Origin of the sequence: Streptomyces sp. NPDC048254 (genome assembly GCF_043201895.1) — a bacterium.
GTDB lineage: Bacteria > Actinomycetota > Actinomycetes > Streptomycetales > Streptomycetaceae > Streptomyces.
The window spans coordinates 297,071-312,398 of sequence record NZ_JBICZJ010000012.1 but is presented as its reverse complement, the minus strand read 5'-3'; the positions used below and the strand labels follow the sequence as shown (position 1 = coordinate 312,398).

The 15,328-nt window shown below is 73.0% G+C and carries 16 protein-coding genes; 3 read left to right on the top strand and 13 right to left on the bottom strand.

Features of this window, described 5'->3' with window-relative positions; genetic code table 11:
• Positions 1-53 precede the first annotated feature (53 nt).
• Entirely contained in the window at positions 54-1,493 is a 1,440-nt protein-coding gene (gene gndA / locus ACGFZQ_RS31965) for an NADP-dependent phosphogluconate dehydrogenase (RefSeq protein WP_393843231.1), read from the bottom strand.
• A 213-nt stretch (positions 1,494-1,706) separates the two neighbouring features.
• Between gndA and ACGFZQ_RS31960 the strand changes: the two genes are divergently transcribed.
• Positions 1,707-1,964 (top strand): hypothetical protein, encoded by a 258-nt coding sequence (locus tag ACGFZQ_RS31960; protein WP_393843230.1) that lies wholly within the window; start codon positions 1,707-1,709, stop codon positions 1,962-1,964.
• A 94-nt stretch (positions 1,965-2,058) separates the two neighbouring features.
• On the top strand, positions 2,059-3,009 hold the full coding sequence (locus ACGFZQ_RS31955; RefSeq protein ID WP_393843229.1) for a glycoside hydrolase family 26 protein: 951 nt from the start codon (positions 2,059-2,061) through the stop codon (positions 3,007-3,009).
• A gap of 6 nt (positions 3,010-3,015) precedes the next feature.
• On the opposite strand, the gene ACGFZQ_RS31950 is transcribed toward ACGFZQ_RS31955, so the two are convergent.
• From ACGFZQ_RS31950 to ACGFZQ_RS31910, 9 genes are read right to left on the bottom strand one after another with little or no spacing between them, the layout of a single operon-like run.
• Complete coding sequence (locus ACGFZQ_RS31950) at positions 3,016-3,297, bottom strand: hypothetical protein (RefSeq protein ID WP_393843228.1); 282 nt, start codon at positions 3,295-3,297, stop codon at positions 3,016-3,018.
• 35 nt (positions 3,298-3,332) lie between these two features.
• Positions 3,333-4,667 carry a zinc ribbon domain-containing protein gene (locus ACGFZQ_RS31945; RefSeq protein WP_393843227.1) on the bottom strand — a complete coding sequence of 445 codons (1,335 nt, stop codon included), beginning with the start codon at positions 4,665-4,667 and terminating at the stop codon, positions 3,333-3,335.
• Positions 4,664-5,233, bottom strand: coding sequence for a phage tail protein (locus ACGFZQ_RS31940; protein WP_351738454.1), 570 nt, complete (start codon positions 5,231-5,233; stop codon positions 4,664-4,666). Before ACGFZQ_RS31940 ends, ACGFZQ_RS31945 begins: the two co-directional genes overlap by 4 nt.
• A 28-nt stretch (positions 5,234-5,261) precedes the next feature.
• The gene (locus ACGFZQ_RS31935) at positions 5,262-7,223 is read right to left on the bottom strand and encodes a putative baseplate assembly protein (RefSeq protein ID WP_382534510.1); all 1,962 of its coding nucleotides are present in this window, start codon (positions 7,221-7,223) and stop codon (positions 5,262-5,264) included.
• Positions 7,224-7,228: 5 nt separating this feature from the next.
• Complete coding sequence (locus ACGFZQ_RS31930; protein ID WP_351738448.1) at positions 7,229-7,672, bottom strand: GPW/gp25 family protein; 444 nt, start codon at positions 7,670-7,672, stop codon at positions 7,229-7,231.
• A gap of 40 nt (positions 7,673-7,712) precedes the next feature.
• On the bottom strand, positions 7,713-9,623 hold the full coding sequence (locus ACGFZQ_RS31925; protein ID WP_393843226.1) for a VgrG-related protein: 1,911 nt from the start codon (positions 9,621-9,623) through the stop codon (positions 7,713-7,715).
• Positions 9,623-10,345 carry a LysM peptidoglycan-binding domain-containing protein gene (locus ACGFZQ_RS31920; RefSeq protein WP_382534505.1) on the bottom strand — a complete coding sequence of 241 codons (723 nt, stop codon included), beginning with the start codon at positions 10,343-10,345 and terminating at the stop codon, positions 9,623-9,625. Before ACGFZQ_RS31920 ends, ACGFZQ_RS31925 begins: the two co-directional genes overlap by 1 nt.
• A 22-nt stretch (positions 10,346-10,367) precedes the next feature.
• Positions 10,368-10,790 (bottom strand): phage tail protein, encoded by a 423-nt coding sequence (locus ACGFZQ_RS31915; protein ID WP_093500599.1) that lies wholly within the window; start codon positions 10,788-10,790, stop codon positions 10,368-10,370.
• A 48-nt stretch (positions 10,791-10,838) separates the two neighbouring features.
• Complete coding sequence (locus ACGFZQ_RS31910; protein WP_393843225.1) at positions 10,839-11,321, bottom strand: hypothetical protein; 483 nt, start codon at positions 11,319-11,321, stop codon at positions 10,839-10,841.
• Positions 11,322-12,978: 1,657 nt separating this feature from the next.
• Here ACGFZQ_RS31910 and ACGFZQ_RS31905 point away from each other — a divergent pair.
• A complete protein-coding gene (locus tag ACGFZQ_RS31905) occupies positions 12,979-14,082 on the top strand; it encodes a hypothetical protein (protein ID WP_393843224.1) in 1,104 nt (367 codons plus the stop codon).
• Positions 14,083-14,222: 140 nt separating this feature from the next.
• Here the strand turns inward: ACGFZQ_RS31905 and ACGFZQ_RS31900 are convergent, their stop codons facing one another.
• From ACGFZQ_RS31900 to ACGFZQ_RS31890, 3 genes are read right to left on the bottom strand one after another with little or no spacing between them, the layout of a single operon-like run.
• Positions 14,223-14,390 carry a DUF6760 family protein gene (locus ACGFZQ_RS31900; protein WP_351316879.1) on the bottom strand — a complete coding sequence of 56 codons (168 nt, stop codon included), beginning with the start codon at positions 14,388-14,390 and terminating at the stop codon, positions 14,223-14,225.
• Positions 14,387-14,857 carry a hypothetical protein gene (locus ACGFZQ_RS31895; RefSeq protein ID WP_393843223.1) on the bottom strand — a complete coding sequence of 157 codons (471 nt, stop codon included), beginning with the start codon at positions 14,855-14,857 and terminating at the stop codon, positions 14,387-14,389. Before ACGFZQ_RS31895 ends, ACGFZQ_RS31900 begins: the two co-directional genes overlap by 4 nt.
• Entirely contained in the window at positions 14,857-15,300 is a 444-nt protein-coding gene (locus tag ACGFZQ_RS31890) for a phage tail protein (RefSeq protein ID WP_351494137.1), read from the bottom strand. The genes ACGFZQ_RS31895 and ACGFZQ_RS31890 overlap by 1 nt, the downstream gene beginning before the upstream one ends.
• Positions 15,301-15,328: the final 28 nt, after the last annotated feature.

Sequence of the window (15,328 nt, the reverse complement as noted above, 5' to 3'; positions counted from 1 at the left end):
GCGGTAGCCGCACATCAAATACAGCCCCGCGCCCCTAAAAGACGGGGCGCTGCTCAGCCCTGGGTTTCAGGGCGGCCCTCTGTTGCCCAGTGGGTGTGGAACGATCCCTCCCGGTCGACCCTGCCGTACGTGTGCGCGCCGAAGTAGTCGCGCTGGCCCTGGAGGAGGGCCGCGGGGAGTCGGTCGGACCGCAGCGTGTCGTAGTGGGACAGGGCCGCCGAGAACGCCGGGACGGGGATGCCACGGCGGGCCGCCGAGGCCACCGTCTCCCGCCACGGCACCTGCGCGTCGGCGATCTCCTTCGCGAACTCCCGCTCGGCCAGCAGGCTGACGAGGTCCGGGTCGGCCCGGTAGGCCGCGCGGATCCGGTCCAGGAAGGACGCACGGATGATGCAGCCGCCCCGCCAGATCCGGGCCACCGCGCCCAGGTCGATCTTCCAGCCGTACTCGGCGGCCGCGTCCTGGATCATCGTCCAGCCCTGGTCGTAGGCGATGACCTTCGACGCGTACAGGGCGTGTTCGACCCGGGAGGCGAAGCGGTCGGCCTCGGTGGCGCTCAGCGGGGGCGTGGTGCCGCCGGGCAACCCGGCGTACGCGGAGCGCAGTTCGCGGCGGCCGGACGCGGCACGGGCGAAGGTCGCCTGGGCGATCGCGGTGACCGGCGAGGCCAGGTCCAGCGCGGTCTGGACGGTCCAGCGCCCGGTGCCCTTCTGTCCGGCCGCGTCGGCGACGACGTCGACGAAGGGCGCGCCGGTGGCGGCGTCCACGTGGGCGAGCACGTCGGCGGTGATCTCGATGAGATACGACCCGAGCCGGCCGCCGTTCCACTCCCGGAAGACGTCCGCGATCTCGGCCGGCGCGTACCCGCCGACCTGGCGGAGCAGGTCGTAGGCCTCGGCGATGAGCTGCATGTCGGCGTACTCGATGCCGTTGTGGACCATCTTCACGAAGTGCCCGGCGCCGTCCGCGCCGACGTGCGTGGCACACGGCTCGCCGCCGACCTTCGCGCTGATGTCCTCGAACATGGGCCCGAGGACGGCGTAGGACTCCGCGGAGCCGCCCGGCATGATGGACGGCCCGTTGAGCGCGCCCTCCTCGCCGCCGGACACCCCGACCCCGACGAAGTGCAGCCCCCGCTCGCGCAGGGCGGCCTCGCGGCGGCGGGTGTCGGCGAAGTGGGCGTTGCCGCCGTCGATGACGATGTCACCGGGTTCGAGGAGCGGCGCGAACTCGTCGATGACGGCGTCGGTGGCGGCACCGGCCTGCACCATGATCATGAGCCGCCGGGGGCGTTCGAGGGCGGCGACGAAGTCCGCGGCGGTCTCGGCGCCGACGAACGTGCCCTCGTGTCCGTACTCCTCGACCAGGGCGCGGGTGCGGGCGGGGGTGCGGTTGTGGACGGCGACCGGGTAGCCGTGCCGGGCGAAGTTCCGGGCCAGGTTGCGGCCCATCACTCCGAGGCCGGTCACGCCGATGGCTGCGGATGCGTGCACGGGGGACTCCGATCTGCGGACGAACGCTGTCCCCGCAAGTACGGGCGGACGACGGCCGGGCGTTCAGTCTCCGGACATGGTGAGGACGATCCTCGCGAGCGCCCTGGTCGGCCGGCACACCCCGATCCGAGCGCCGGACCCGAACGGGCGAAAGTCGCGGCATCCGGCGTGTGAGGCCGCCCCGGGCCCGGCCGTTCGTCCGAGGATCCGACAATGCGAACGGATGATCCACGACTCCTCACGGCCGCGGTCGTCCTCCTCCTGACGGGCGCGTTCCTCATCCCGCCCGCCAAGGCCGCCCCCCGGGACGAGCACCGCGCCTCCGGCACCCCCAGCGCCCCGCCGTCCGGGAGCCCCACCGACCGCTGGACCGCGCCGACGGTCCGCCACCTGCACTTCGAGGTCCGCACCGGCCCCGCGGTGCCCCCGCCGCCCCGGCTGCGCCGGCAGGGGGTGCTCGTACCGCCGTGACCGCGCCGGGCGTCGGCGGCCGGCGGCTTCGCACAGCAGTCCAAGATGCCCACAACGGGCAAGTTGCCCTCCCGGAACGACCAGACTGCACCCCATGGCACGTCTGAGGTTCCTCCTGGTCGCCACGCTGGTCGCCCTGTTCCTCCTCCCCGTCTCCCGCCCGGAGACCGCCCGGCCCGCCGCCCCCGGCCCCTTCGGGGCGTACGTCGGTTACGGCGCCGAAGGCGTACGCCGGGTGAGCGCGCTCGGCAGCTGGCTGGGGGACGACGAACCCCGGGTCGGGCACACCTACCTCCCCGGTGACGTGTGGCGGAACATCGAGGGCGCCCCCGACTTCGTACGGCTGTGGGCGAACTGGCGGCGGGCCGAGCCCGACCGGCTCCTCGTGCTCAACGTGCCCATGCTGGAACGGACGGAGGCGCATCTGCCCGACGCCGAGGTACGCCGCCGGCTCCGGTTCGGGGCAGCCGGACGGTACGACGGACACTTCCGGGCGCTGGCCCGGCGGCTGGTGACGGTCGGCGCACCGGACACCGTCGTGGTGCTCGGCTGGGAGATGAACGGGGTGACGTACACCCACCGCTGCGGACCGGACCCGGCCGCCTGGAAGGCGTACTGGGTGCGGATCGTCACCGCGATGCGGTCGGTGCCGGGCCAGCGTCTCCGGTTCGACTTCACGCCCAACCGGGGGCGGGACGCGGTCCCCTGGACCCGGTGCTATCCGGGGGACCGGTTCGTGGACATCATCGGCATGGACGCCTACGACTCCCCCCGCGGGATGTCCTTCGCGGAACAGGTCACGGAGCCGTACGGACTGCGGGATCAGGTCAGGTTCGCCCGCGCGCACGGGAAGCCGGTCTCCTATCCCGAGTGGGGACTGTACGAGAACGGCGACGACCCGGCGTACATAAAGGGCATGGTGAAGTGGTTCGCGGACAACCGCGCGCTGTACCAGAGCATCACCGACTACTGCCCGCACGGGGTGTGGGGCTGCCGGGGCAACCCCAGGTCCACGGCCGTCTACCGGTCCCTGATGCGGAAATAGGGGTCCTCAGCTCCCCGGTCTCGGCCGGCTCCTCCCCGATCGGAGGCGGGCGAAGAGCCAGAGGAACAGGCAGACGAAGAACAGGCCCCCGACCAGGTCGAGCACGGCGTCCAGCAGCTTCCCGGCGGAGAACCCGGAACCGGAGACGAAAGCGAAGGCGAGGAGGAGCAGGGCGGCGAGGAACTTGAGCAGCACGCCGGCCACGACCTTGAAGGCCACGGGGGCCAGGGGAACGTCACGCAGTCTCCTGCGCGCGGTGCGCCTCTCCCCTGCGTCCTTTTCGGCCATGGCCGGATTCTCGCATCCCCGAGAACCCGGCGTGCTCAGGAGGAGTTCGCGCTCGACGGGCCGAAGAACTCTATTTCGGCGATGGCCACCTGGGTGGCCCCCGACGCCTGGTACGACGACTCGATCGTGAAGCGGACCGAGATGACGTTCTTCACGCGGAAGTCCCGGGTCTGGCCGCCGGCCGTCTGGTCGAGGGTGATCTCCCGGGTCACCGTCTTGCCGTCCGACGTCTTGACGGTCGCCTTCATCCGGTGCGGCAGGGCCGACTTCTTCAGCTGGTCGAAGCGTTTCGACTCGCCGGAGGAGATGACGACGTTCAGCAGGGAGGCCGGTTCGTCGAAGCGCGCCTCGATCCACTCGCCCACGCCGCCCTGGACCACACCGGGGCCCCACCAGGTGTTGTTCAGCTCGTCGAAGAGGAGGTCCGGCTTGTGGCCGGCGTACGAGCGGGACGCGCTGATCCGGTCCGGGGGGACCAGCGAGCGCTTGGCGAAGTGGTCGCGGGTGGCACTCACCGCGTTCGGGATGTTGAACGCCAGGACCGTGACGAGCGCGATGACGACGGCCGCGCCGATCCAGGTCAGCACGCGGTCGAAGGCACGGCGCAGCCGGGGGCGGTCGCCGGCCCAGGGGGTCTCCCGGTTGCGGAAGTCGAAGATACGGCGCCACCAGGGGCGGGAGGCCGAAGGCGCGGCGTGGCCGTGACCGGCCATGGGCATGGCGCAGCGGGTGCAGAAGTGACGGTCGGGGCGGTTGGGGGTGGCGCACCAGGGGCAGGGGGTGCCGCCGTGGGCGCCGAGGTCCTCGCCGGGGGCGCGGACGGACTGGGGGCGTTGCGGGGTGGGGCGGCCGGGGAGGACGGGGGTGACGGAAGGGGGTGGCGGGGTGGGCGGGTTGGGGTCCGTCACGGGGATGAGCAGGCGGCGGGCCCGGTCGTGGTCGCCTTCGGCGGGTCCCTGCGGGGGCGGGGCGGGGGTGTCGGCGGCGGCAGCTTGTGGAGCGGGGGTGGGGGCAGGAAGGGGGGTGGTTTCGGCCGTGGGTGTGGTGCCGCTCAGTGGGGGCTGAGCGCGCTCACGCGGCGGTAGCCGCACATCCGATTCAGCCCCGCGCCCCTGAGGGGGCGCTGCAGTGGTCGTTCCCAGTAGGTCGCCGCGTTGGGTTTGGGGCAGGCCCGAGCCGCCGTCTCTGCGGGTGAACGCGTCCCAGCCCGGGGCGGCCGGAGCCGGTGTCGGGTCGGGGGTGGGCGCCTGCTGTTGTTGGGGCTCGGCGCCGTTGGCCGCCCAGCTCAGTACCGAGCCGCAGGCGTCGCAGAAGGACTGGCCCGGTTCGGCGACCGTGCCGCACTCCGTGCAGTTCCGGTTGGTCGTCATCGCTGCGGGGTCCTTTCGGCGGACGAAGAGGAAGCGGTCACCTGGACCGTGTAGGGCATGTGAGCGGGGCGGGCGGCCGCCACGAGGTGTTCCAGGCGAACCTCGTCGGCCGGGGTGGGGGAGGGCAGCGCGAGGTGGACGTGCAGGCCGGGGCGGGGTGCGCCCGGGAAGGGGCCCAGTGGGCGGGCGTTCCAGTCGGCGCCGCCGCTCTCCGTGATCTCCGGTGTCACGCCGAAGGCCAGCCGGACCGCCTCGGACAGGCCGAGGCGGGTGCCCCGGATGCGGTGCAGGTAGGCGGCCGCCGCCACGGCCGCCCGGAGCAGGGGTTCCGCTTCCGTGCCGTCGGTCTCCGCGCCGACCCAGGTGCCGAGCCATTCCGCGAAGTCCAGCGGGGCCAGGGCCGGGTCGAAGTAGCTGGGCAGGCAGTCGAGGACGTTCGGGATCGGGGCGATCACGTCGTCCAGGCCGGCGACGAAGCGCAGCGCCAGGTCGTCGTCGGCGAAGACCGCCGGGAGCATCGCGCCGATGGGGACGGAGGAGCCGAGGCCGTCGATGGAGCCTCTCAACGGACGCCTCCTGTGGAGTCGTTGACGGTCATTCGCCGATCACCCGGACCCGGTGGTCGTAGGAGAAGACCAGGGACGGGGCGTCCAGGTCGATACGGTCGGTCGGGTCGCCGCGCTTGCCGGTCAGCGGGTCGGCGGGGTGCAGCACGACCTCGTCGACCAGCTCGATCCCGGGGACGCGCTGCAGCACCGCGAAGACCTCGCCCGACTGCACCGGGCGCCCGAACGGCCAGCCCTTGCCGTCCGCGCCGCCGGTCAGCGGGTCCAGGTGGCGGTAGAGGGCGTCGTGGGCCTGGCGGCGGACCCGGTCGACGTCCACACCGCGGAAGGCGTGGACGGTGGCGACGACCGTGACGCCCTGGTAGAAGGGCGGCCCGACCGCCAACCGGGTCCCGATCAGCCGGCGTTCGTCCAGGTAGCGGGTGATGCGGTCCAACAGGGCGTCGCCGGGGACGAGTTGCTCGAAGCGCAGCCGGCCGCCGGGGTCCGGAACCGCCTGCGGCACCACCAGCACCCGTACCGCGTACGACCCGTGTTCGCCCTCCTCGCCCTCCAGGCAGGTGATCCGGGCCGTCTCGGGGGCGGCGCGGCGGGCCAGCTCCTCGTAGTCGCGCAGGGTCACCGCCCGCTCCTGGGCGCGGAGCGTGATCGGGGCGCGGACCTTCGCCTCGGCGACCGTCTCGCCGTCCACTCCGCCGCGCGCGGCCTCCCGGTTGACGACCTCCGCGACGTACGGGATGGAGGAGCGCAGGATCTGTACGGCCCCCCGGGCCACGTTGCCGTCCCGGCCGCCGCCCGTACGGTAGCGGCGGGCCCGGATGACCGCGCCCTTCGGGGCCACCGTGCCGTACTGGCGCAGCGAGCCGTCCGGTTCGCGGACCGCGGGCCCGAAGGCGATCTCGCCGGTCGTCGCGTCGAGGGTGAGGTGCCGGTCCTCCGGTCCCGAGGCCGCGAAGTGCGGGACGACCTGCCAGTCCACCCAGCCGCCCTCGCCGTCGTGCTCGGCGGTCTGCAGGAGCAGCGGCGGGGTGTCCCCGACGACGGGGGCATGGGCGAGCCGCAGGCGCTGGCCGGGCAGGCCCGTCGACTCGCCGAGGGCCTCGTCCTCCACGGTCTCCGCGTGCACGGCGCCGGTCGTGCCGCCCACCGTGCAGGCCTCGACGAACCGGACCGTCGGGGAGGTGGTGTAGAAGGGCTGGTCGGCACGCGGCTCGGTGACCCGGCAGCGCAGCCAGCTGGCCTCCAGGCCGCCGTTGCGGGACAGGACGTGACCGCCGGGGACGTGCAGCACGACCTCGCCGGGGCGGTTGAGGCCACCCGTGCCGTCCCGGTCGACCTCGCACTCCCGCCAGCCGTCCTCCGTCCACGCCTCCCACACCAGCGGTGGCTGCCGCGGGTCCACGCCGACACCGTCGACCCGGCTGTCCAGGTCCAGGGCGACCGCGCAGTGCGGGACGGCGGCGGAGAGGCCGAGCAGCATGCAGTCACCGGGGTTCGGGGACTCGGTGAAGCACAACAGGTCCTTGCCCTCGGCGAGTTCATGGGTGAGGTCGACGACGGCCGAACCCTGCTGCTGCCGCAGCAGGTGGCGCAACTCGCTCGGCACGATGGCCAGTTCGCGCTCGGTCGCGAAGACCACCGCCTCCTGCGTCTCGGTACGGCGGGTCGCCACCTCGGTGCCGACCGGTACCGGCACCGCCTCCTCCTGGGCCGCCGACAGCCAGAACGTCACGTCCGTACGGGCGGCGGACGGCGGGAACAGCGTGATGCCGACCAGGTCCAGGAAGGCCAGATGGTTCTTCTCCGGAACCCGGTTGAGGCGGTACACGATCTGGTCGGCCATGTGCGCGACCGTCTCCACCAGCGTGATGCCGGGGTCGGAGACGTTGTGGTCGGTCCACTCCGGGGCGCGCTGCTGGATGTAACGCTTGGCGTCGTCGACGAACTGCTGGAAGCGGCGGTCGTCGAGGTTCGGGGAGGGCAGGGCCATCGGGATCAGCGGTCGCTTTCGGAGGAGTCCGGGGAGGCGGGAGGCAGGTCCGGCTCGTCGTGGGAGGGGATGACGTAGAAGGGGAACACCAGGCTGCGCGGGTTGTTGGTGCCGCGGATCGAGTAGCGGACGTCGATCATCAGCACGCTCGGGTCGGCGCCGGTGGTCACCTCGACGTCCTCGACCTCGATCCGGGGCTCCCAGCGGTCGAGGCTGGCGTACACCTCGTGCTGGATACGGCCGGCGGTCTGCTCGTTGACCGGGGCGAAGACGAGGTCGTGGATGGCGCAGCCGAACTCCGGCCGCATCGGGCGTTCACCCGGGGCCGTGGAGAGGATGAGGCGGATGGCCTCCTCCACCTCCTTCTCGCCGCTGACCAGCGCGATGCCGCCGGTGGGCCCGATCCGCAACGGGAACGACCAGCCGGAGCCGACGAACTGCTCTGCCATCAGCCCCGCACCCGCCCGTCCGGGAAGTCCTGCCGCCCGCTCATGCCGGGATCACCATCACCGTCAGGCCGCCCATCATCAGGTTGCCCAGCACCGGCACCTCGGGGGCCTGGATCGCCACCGTGGCCAGGGAGCTGATCGCGACGGCAGCGTTGCCGCGCAGCGACAGGGCAGCGTTCGCCATCACGTTCACGGCGGAGGCGTTCACGGAGACCGCGCCGGCGGGCGCCTTGATGTCGACGAGTTCCGCGCTCTGGATGGACAGCGGTCCCCCGCTCCGGAGGCTGAGCGCGCCCCCCGCCTTCAGGGACAGGTTGGCGCCGGCCTCGACCGACACCGACCTGCTGCCCTTGATGGAGACGCTGCCCTTGCTGTCCACGGTGATCTCGGTCTGCTGCCGGTCGAGGAAGACGGTGAGTTTGCCGTCGCCGCTGGCCAGCCGGACGCCCTGTTTACGGCCCCGCTGGTCGAGCAGGTCCATCCGGTTGCCGACCCGGTCCGAGACGGTGTGCCGGGTGGCCCGGCCGCGCATGCCGTCGTGCAGCGGCACGTCCTTGACCCGGGTCGGCTTGTCCTTGCCGTTGTAGAGGCCGCCGATGACGTACGCGTGGTCGAGGGCGCCCCGGTCGAAGGCGACGAGCACCTCGTCACCGACGTCCATCGGGAAGACCCCGCCGCCGCGCACCCCGCCCCACTGCACGGTCCGGGTCCAGTCGCTGACGTAGGTGTCGTCCAGCCACGGGAACTTGATCTTCACCCGCCCCTGCTGGAGCGGATCCTGTACGTCGGTGACCAGGGCCTGCGCCACGCTGGGCTGCCGGTCGGCAGCGGCGTCCGAGGCACCGCCCGAGGCCACGCCGTAGAGGGACCGCCACTGGCGGCCGCTGACCGTCACCCAGGTCTCGTAGTGCTTGGCGTCGCCGAAAACGTGCCGTACCGAGGTGACCGTGTACTTGCCCTCGAAGGGGTCCCCGACGTCCGCGAGCGCCACCGGAACCCCCGGCCGCAGCTTCGGATTGCCCCGCACGACCACCTCCACCTCGGCGAACGTCGAGGTGACGTCGTCGGAGAGGGCGTCGGCCGCGTACTTCACCTCGGACTGCTTGTCGTACGGCGTACGCGTCTCGACCAGCTTCGACGTCTTGAACTCTCCGGCCGCGGCACCCGGGGTGGTGCCGATGCTGTAGCCGGTGTTGCTCGCGGGGGTCACGGTCGCCGTGAGCGTCTTCTTCGTCCGTACGTCCCAGCCCCGCGACTCGACCTTGTTCACCTGGTCGGAGGCGGTGACCGCGGTGCGCAGCCGCAGGATGTCGTGCCCGGCCTCCAGCACGAACGGGCTCTTGTCGCCGTCGGTCCGGGGCGAGGGCGCTCCCGAGGCGCTCTTCTGCTTCACGAACTGGAACTTGCCGTCCGCGTCCACCGACATGACCATCTCGTTCTCGTCGGCGAGCCGGGCCAGGAAGTCCCAGTCGCTGACGTTCGACTGGCTGATGAACTCGTAGACGGTCTTGGTGGCCTGGATCCGCCCGACCGGCACGCCGTCCTGCGCGGCCAGCTTGCGGGCGATGTCGGAGGCGGTCTGGTTGCGGTAGGCGACGACGCGGCGCTGCCGCATCAGCCGGAACCCGTAGTCGTAGCCCCGGACCACCGCGTAGCTGCCGGTGCCGTCGTACTCGGCCTCCATCCCCGTGACCTCACCGGTGAGCAGCGGGTCGCCGGTGCCCTGGCCGTCGGAGACCGGCGTGATCACCACCGGGGTGCCGAACTGGACGCCCAGCTTGCCCAGCAGCTTGCGGGACGGGTCGCGGAAGGTCAGCTGGAAGGCGGCCGGCACCCCGACGCCCTGGTCCACGTGGGCGTCGACGAGATACCGCCCGTACTCCGAGGTCGCGGTCAGCTCCTTGCCGCCGATGACGACCTTGATGACGTTCGAGAAAGCGTGCTTCACCATCAGGACCGGACCTCCTCGGCGGCCGGCAACACCAGTTCCGTCCCCGCGGGCAGCCACCCCGGGTCGTCGATCCCGTTGGCGTCCGCGATCGCCCGCCAGGCGGCCGCGTTGCCGTACTCCCGCCAGGCCAGCGACTGCAACGAGTCCCCGGCCACGACCCGGTGTACGCGCTGCGCGGTGAGCGCGCCGGACGTCGGGTTCTGTCCCGCGGTCTTGCTCGGGATCTCGTGCAGCTGGAGCCGGCAGCTGGCCCGGATCGGCATCCCGCTCGTCCCGAACAGGGAGTAGGAGACATCGACGGAGGCGACGTACGCCGTGAAGTGGGCCGTCGAGAACGAGCCCCACTGGAACACCACCCAGGGCGGCGACGGCTGCTTGGCGGCGATGCTCTTGCCGGTGACCTCGCAGCAGGCCAGCAACGACTCCACCTTCTTCATCACGTCGTTGCTGTCCGGGTCGTCGGACCGGTCCAGGAAGATCTCCACGCTCATCTCGCGCGGGTGGGTGCCGAGGAACTCCGGCAGCGCGCCGTCCCGTTCGATCGGCGCCGCCGACGACTTCCAGTCCGCCCGGCGGGCGATCGACAGCTCCGCCGGGTTGAACTCGAAGCCGAACGTCTTGATGATGCCGCCCGGGCTGGTGCTGGTGCCCACGGGCGGCTCGTGAATCGCGAGGGTGGCCCGCACGAGGCTCTTGCCGGCGCCCCGGCTGCTCCTGGCCATGATCTCTCCGTCCGCCTCTCCGTCAGTCCGTGAATCCGTGGTGGGCGATCTCCAGGACCTCCGTGGCCACGGACGGGTTGCCCGCGTCCAGGGAGGGCCCCTGCCAGCTCACCGGCAGCACGTCAAGCAGCCCCCACCGGGCCACCTCCGAGCCGTCCGCGCGCAGCGCCGTGATCTGCCCGGTGGGCCGCTCGATCCCCGTCTGCACGGACGAGATCCACTTCGCGACCTTCGAGGTGTCCGGGGTGAGCGGGCGGGTCAGCCGGATGTGGGAGAAGGTGACACGGGTCGGCAGCTGCCACACGAACCCGTTGTTGCCGCCCTCCTGCCGCTGCTCGATCTCCACCTGCGACGACAGCCCCTCGCACCCGTTGAAGTAACCGAGGTCCTCGCCGTCGATGGAGAGGCTGAACCAGACTGTGGTTCCCGGGTCCTGGCGGTCCATCGGGGGCCTTTCTGTGGAGTGGTGCGCTGTCGTCGTGATCAGTCGTGATCAGGGGCGGAAGTCGCGGAGCTTTCCCACGCGTTCGCGGTCGCGGCGGAGTTCGGTGCGGACGTGGCGGGTGATCCGGTCGATGATCCGGTGGACCAGGGCGTCCACCTGGAACTCGGTGAGCGCGCGGGGGTCGAAGCCGCCGTCCTCGACCGCCTTGTATCCCGGGGGCGGATCGTCGGAGGACGAGCCCGAGCCGGAGCCCGAGCCGGAGCCGGAGGCAGAGCCGGAGTACGAGGGTGGCGGGTCGTTGGTAGGCGGCGGCTGCCGCTCGGCCCGGGTCACGGGGACCTCGGGGCGGGTGCCGGTGACCGGCGTCTCCTTCACGGTGCTCGTGGGGAGAGCGTCGCGCTGGACGGTGGGGCGGTTGAGGGGCGCCACGGGGAGAGGGGCGGTGGCGGAGATCGGGGTGGTGGGGCGCAGGGGGACGGCGGTGGTGCTCGGTTTGACGGGCAAGGCGGCGGGAGTCGCCGCTCGCTGCACGAAGGGAGGCTGGTGCGCCGCCGCCGGACCGACGAGGGACGGGGTGGCGGGCGCGGGCAGGGGAGGCTGCGGCCGGTGGCGGTCGGATGCCGGGTGGCCGCCGAGGCCGGGAGCGGCGGGAGTGGCGGCACGCTGTACGAAGGGGGGCAGCGGCGAAGGGCCCGTCGCGGCGGGGAGGGGCGGTGCTGCTGGAGGCGGTGTCGCCGGGACGGCGGGGGCGGGCCGGACGTGCTCGGCCGACGTCGTCGGCAGGTCTGATGCGGTGGCCGACGGTTCCTGCCGGGGCGCTTCGGGCGCCGGGCGGGAGACGGCGGCCGATCGGTCTGCCGGACCGCTCGACGCCTGCTGCCGCTGCACGGACGGCACGGGCGCCCCGCGACCGGCGCGCCTCGCGGGAGCCGCACTCGCGGCCGGGCCGGTCATGGGGGCGCCGAGACCGAGGCGGGGTGCGCGGGGGGTGGTCGTCGCGGCACGCTGCACGGGAGCGGGAGCCGGTGCCGGTGCTGATGCCGATGCCGAAGCAGGCCGGGCCGTCGTAGCCGGGCCGGTGGACTGGGCGTCTCCCGGCTCACGCGGACGCGGCGGTGTCTGTCCGTCGGGGGAGGAGGGGACCGAGGCCCCCTCCGTCGTCCGCCGACGTTGCACAGCCGCCTCGCCCACCTCGCCCGCCTTGCCGCCGCCCGCCGGAGCTGCTCCGGCGGTACCCGTAAGGGGGGCGCCGAGGCCCGGGCGAGGGGAGCCGGGAGCCGGCGCCGAGGGCCGGGACGCTGTCGACGTACCTTCCGGGACGGCCCTGTTGAGCTCGGGCATCGGCACCGCGTCGGTGGCGGCCGCGCTCTCCGTGACCCGGCGCTGCACGGGCGCCTCGCGGCCACCGCCCGCGGCCGGGGAGGCCGACGGTCGCCCACTCTGCGGCACGGCAGAGGGCGCGGTTCCGGCGGTGGGCGGAGCAGCGGCGGCGGCTTCGGTGGTGGTGCCGGTCATGGGCCGAGGTGCCGGGCTCTCCGCCGTACGACCGCTTTCCGGAGCGGGGGTGTGCGGGGCGGCCGAGCCGGTGGCCGTACGGCGCTGTACGGGGGGTGTCGCGGGGCGGCCGCCCGGGGCACCGCTCGCCGTCCGTCGCTGTACCGGGGTCTGCCCCCCGGCGCCGGACATGCCGGAAGGCCCGCCGCGGTCCGGGGACCCGACGGACGGCGCGGGCGTCGGGGATACCGGGGGTGTCGCGGGAGGCGTGGAAGGGGGATGCAGTGGTGTCGTACGTGCCGTAGCCCTGGGAGACGCGGGAGCCGATGCCGTCCCACGGCCACCGGACGCGGACCGCTGTACGACGGCGGGTGCCGGGGCCGGTGCCGTTCCGGACGCAGCCCCAGGGGCGTGCGGGGCGGTATCGGGGGAGGTACGGCCACCAGCGCGCGGCGGCGACGACCAGCCGCCGCTCACCGGCACCGGATCCCCGGCCCCGACCGTTCGCTGTACGCCACCGTCCGCCGCCGTCTCGCCCCCGGCTAGGTCACCCTCGCCCGACGCCGGCACCGCACTCTCGCTCGCCAGCGTCCTGGGCGCCGACGGCAACGTCCGCCGTTGTACGGCCGTCACCGACGTGCCCGCCGGCGCATGCGTCAGCGCGCTGCGGCGAGGCGGGACGGGAGGTGCGGCCGTGACCCGCGGACCGGTGGCCGGAGCCGGCGCAACCGGAGCCGACTGCGGCGCCCAGGCCACCGGCACCGCCGCCGGAACGACGGCCACCGAGGCAACCGCCCGCTGCACGGCGGGCACCGCCGGCCGCCCGTCCCCGGAGGCCCTCTTGAGGGAGGAAGCCGAGGAAGCCGACGGGGTTGCGGAGGCCGAGGAGGTCGGCGCGGCCGACGGGACAGACGAAATCGACGGGGCCGCCGCAGCCGAGGAAGTCGACGGGGCGGACGAGGTCGAAGAGACCGACGGAGTCGAGGACAGCAGCGAAGTGGACGGAGTCGAGGAGGTCGAAGGGGTCGAGGACCTCGGCGCAGTGGACGGGGGCGAGGAGGCCGACGGGGTCGCCGGTATCGGCGCACTCCCCCCGCTCCGTACCGCTCCCGCTCCCGCTCCTGCCCCCGCCGTCCGCACGGCCGCACCACCACCGCGCCGCCCCGCCAACGGCACCCGCTGCACCGCCGGCGCCGCCGAACCGGTCACTCGCCCCGAACCGGCGGAACCGGCCGAACCCACCGAGCCTGCCGAACCCGCAGGCCCAGCCGACACCACAGACGGCGCGGACCCCGCAGACCCTGCCGACGGTGCGGATCCCACAGACCCGGCCGACCCCGCACGTCCAGCGGCCCCCACGGACCGTGCGGCCCTCGCAGGCCCACCCGAGTGCCGAGGCCCGCCCGCACCCGCAGGCGCATCCGGCCCCGCAGCCGAAGCCGACCCACCGCCCCCGGCCGTCCGTGCCGTCCGTGTCATCGGTATCGCCCGCAGCGGCACCGCCGGAACCGCCGGTCTCCGGCCACCGGCCGAACCCGTCAGCCCCGCCGCTCCCGTCGGACCGGCCGCGTCGACCGGCCCCGACAACGGCAGCCTCTGCACCGGGCGTTCCAGGCCGGACACGGCCCCCGCGCGCGTCGGCCCCGTGTGGCCGCCGCCGGACAGGGCCGCGCTCGACTCGCCGTCCAGGACCGCGTGCGAGCGCATGCCCATGAACGACGGGTTCTGCCAGGTCGGCAGCCGGCCGCCGAACCCCGGGTCCGCGACCGGCCCGCCCGCCGTCCCCAGCGCACGCTGAATCGGCGGCAGCCCGGACCAGGCCGCCGCCACCACGGGACGCGGTGCCTCGACAGGACGCGGCGCCTCGACACCGACACCGACCTCGGCCTCGGTCGCCGCCGCCCCGCGCCCCCGTATCCGATCCCACAACCCCACCGCTCAGCCCTCCGCCCCTGCGGAGGCCGCCCGGGTCACCAGGGACGCGATCTCCGCCGTGTAGCGGCGGCGGTCGGCGTGCTCCAGGTCCAGGATGTCCTCCAGGCTCCAGTGGAAGTGGTAGGCGACGTACGCGATCTCCTCGTGCAACCGGTCGGTCGCGTACGTCACGATTCCCCCAGGCGGCTCCCGCCGAGTTCCACCTCGAAGGGCTCCGAGCAGTGCGGGCAGTTGACCGCGGCCCGGGTGTGGCCCTCCGCGTTGATCTGGCGGTAGAAGTCCTGGAGGAACGCCAGGTCGGAGGCGAACATGTTCTCCACGACCCCGTCGTGGACGAAGGCGAGCGTGCCCAGCCGGGTGATGACCCGCCCGAGCAGCACCACCGACAGGAACGCGGGGTTCTCCTGGACGCGCACGTCCCGCAGCGGGATCAGTTCGTCCCGCGCCGTCGACAGGCGCATCACGCCGTCGCGGTGGACGGTGCCCTGCTCGTCGACGTACCCGCGGGGCAGCTGGAACGGGAACTCCGTGCGCAGCACCTCGACGGGCGTCTCCGGTTGCTGAGGGGCCTGGGGCGCCGGCTCCTCCGGTCCGAGTGGCGCCCCCACTCCCCCGGCCCTGACAGCCGAACGCCTCATTACTCGATGACCAGTTCTTCGAACGTGATGGTCACCGACTCGGTCAGCGCGGATGCCTCGCCCGCCTTGACCGTGCTGGTGTCGATCTTGCTGCACCAGGCGTTGCGCAGGTTGTAGCGCTTCACCGGGTTGTTCTCGAAGTCCATCATGATGATGGAGGCGTTCTTGCGGGCCGTGGCCATCTGGCCGTTGATCGACTCGTTGATCCACTGGGTGAACGACGAGGACTGGGTCATACCGCGGACGACCGTGCAGGTGCCGTTCTTCTTCACGCCCGGCAGGTTGCGGACGTGGTTCTTCCCGTCCGGCGTGTTCTGCTGGTAGGTGATGACGTCCTGCTCCATCGTCATGCCGCTGACCTCGGCGAGGTACTCGACCATCACGCCGTCGATCTGCAGGCCGAAATTGTGCGATGTGAGGGCGTCACCCGGCTGGAGACTCATGTGTTACTGCCCGTTCTTCTCAAGATGC

Coding starts and splice junctions, on each gene's coding strand:
- ACGFZQ_RS31960 (WP_393843230.1), top strand. CDS start 1,707: ATGCGAACGGATGATCCACGACTCCTCACGGCCGCGGTCGTCCTCCTC.
- ACGFZQ_RS31955 (WP_393843229.1), top strand. CDS start 2,059: ATGGCACGTCTGAGGTTCCTCCTGGTCGCCACGCTGGTCGCCCTGTTC.
- ACGFZQ_RS31950 (WP_393843228.1), bottom strand. CDS start 3,297: ATGGCCGAAAAGGACGCAGGGGAGAGGCGCACCGCGCGCAGGAGACTG.
- ACGFZQ_RS31945 (WP_393843227.1), bottom strand. CDS start 4,667: ATGACGACCAACCGGAACTGCACGGAGTGCGGCACGGTCGCCGAACCG.
- ACGFZQ_RS31935 (WP_382534510.1), bottom strand. CDS start 7,223: ATGGCCCTGCCCTCCCCGAACCTCGACGACCGCCGCTTCCAGCAGTTC.
- ACGFZQ_RS31930 (WP_351738448.1), bottom strand. CDS start 7,672: ATGGCAGAGCAGTTCGTCGGCTCCGGCTGGTCGTTCCCGTTGCGGATC.
- ACGFZQ_RS31925 (WP_393843226.1), bottom strand. CDS start 9,623: ATGGTGAAGCACGCTTTCTCGAACGTCATCAAGGTCGTCATCGGCGGC.
- ACGFZQ_RS31920 (WP_382534505.1), bottom strand. CDS start 10,345: ATGGCCAGGAGCAGCCGGGGCGCCGGCAAGAGCCTCGTGCGGGCCACC.
- ACGFZQ_RS31915 (WP_093500599.1), bottom strand. CDS start 10,790: ATGGACCGCCAGGACCCGGGAACCACAGTCTGGTTCAGCCTCTCCATC.
- ACGFZQ_RS31895 (WP_393843223.1), bottom strand. CDS start 14,857: ATGAGGCGTTCGGCTGTCAGGGCCGGGGGAGTGGGGGCGCCACTCGGA.
- ACGFZQ_RS31890 (WP_351494137.1), bottom strand. CDS start 15,300: ATGAGTCTCCAGCCGGGTGACGCCCTCACATCGCACAATTTCGGCCTG.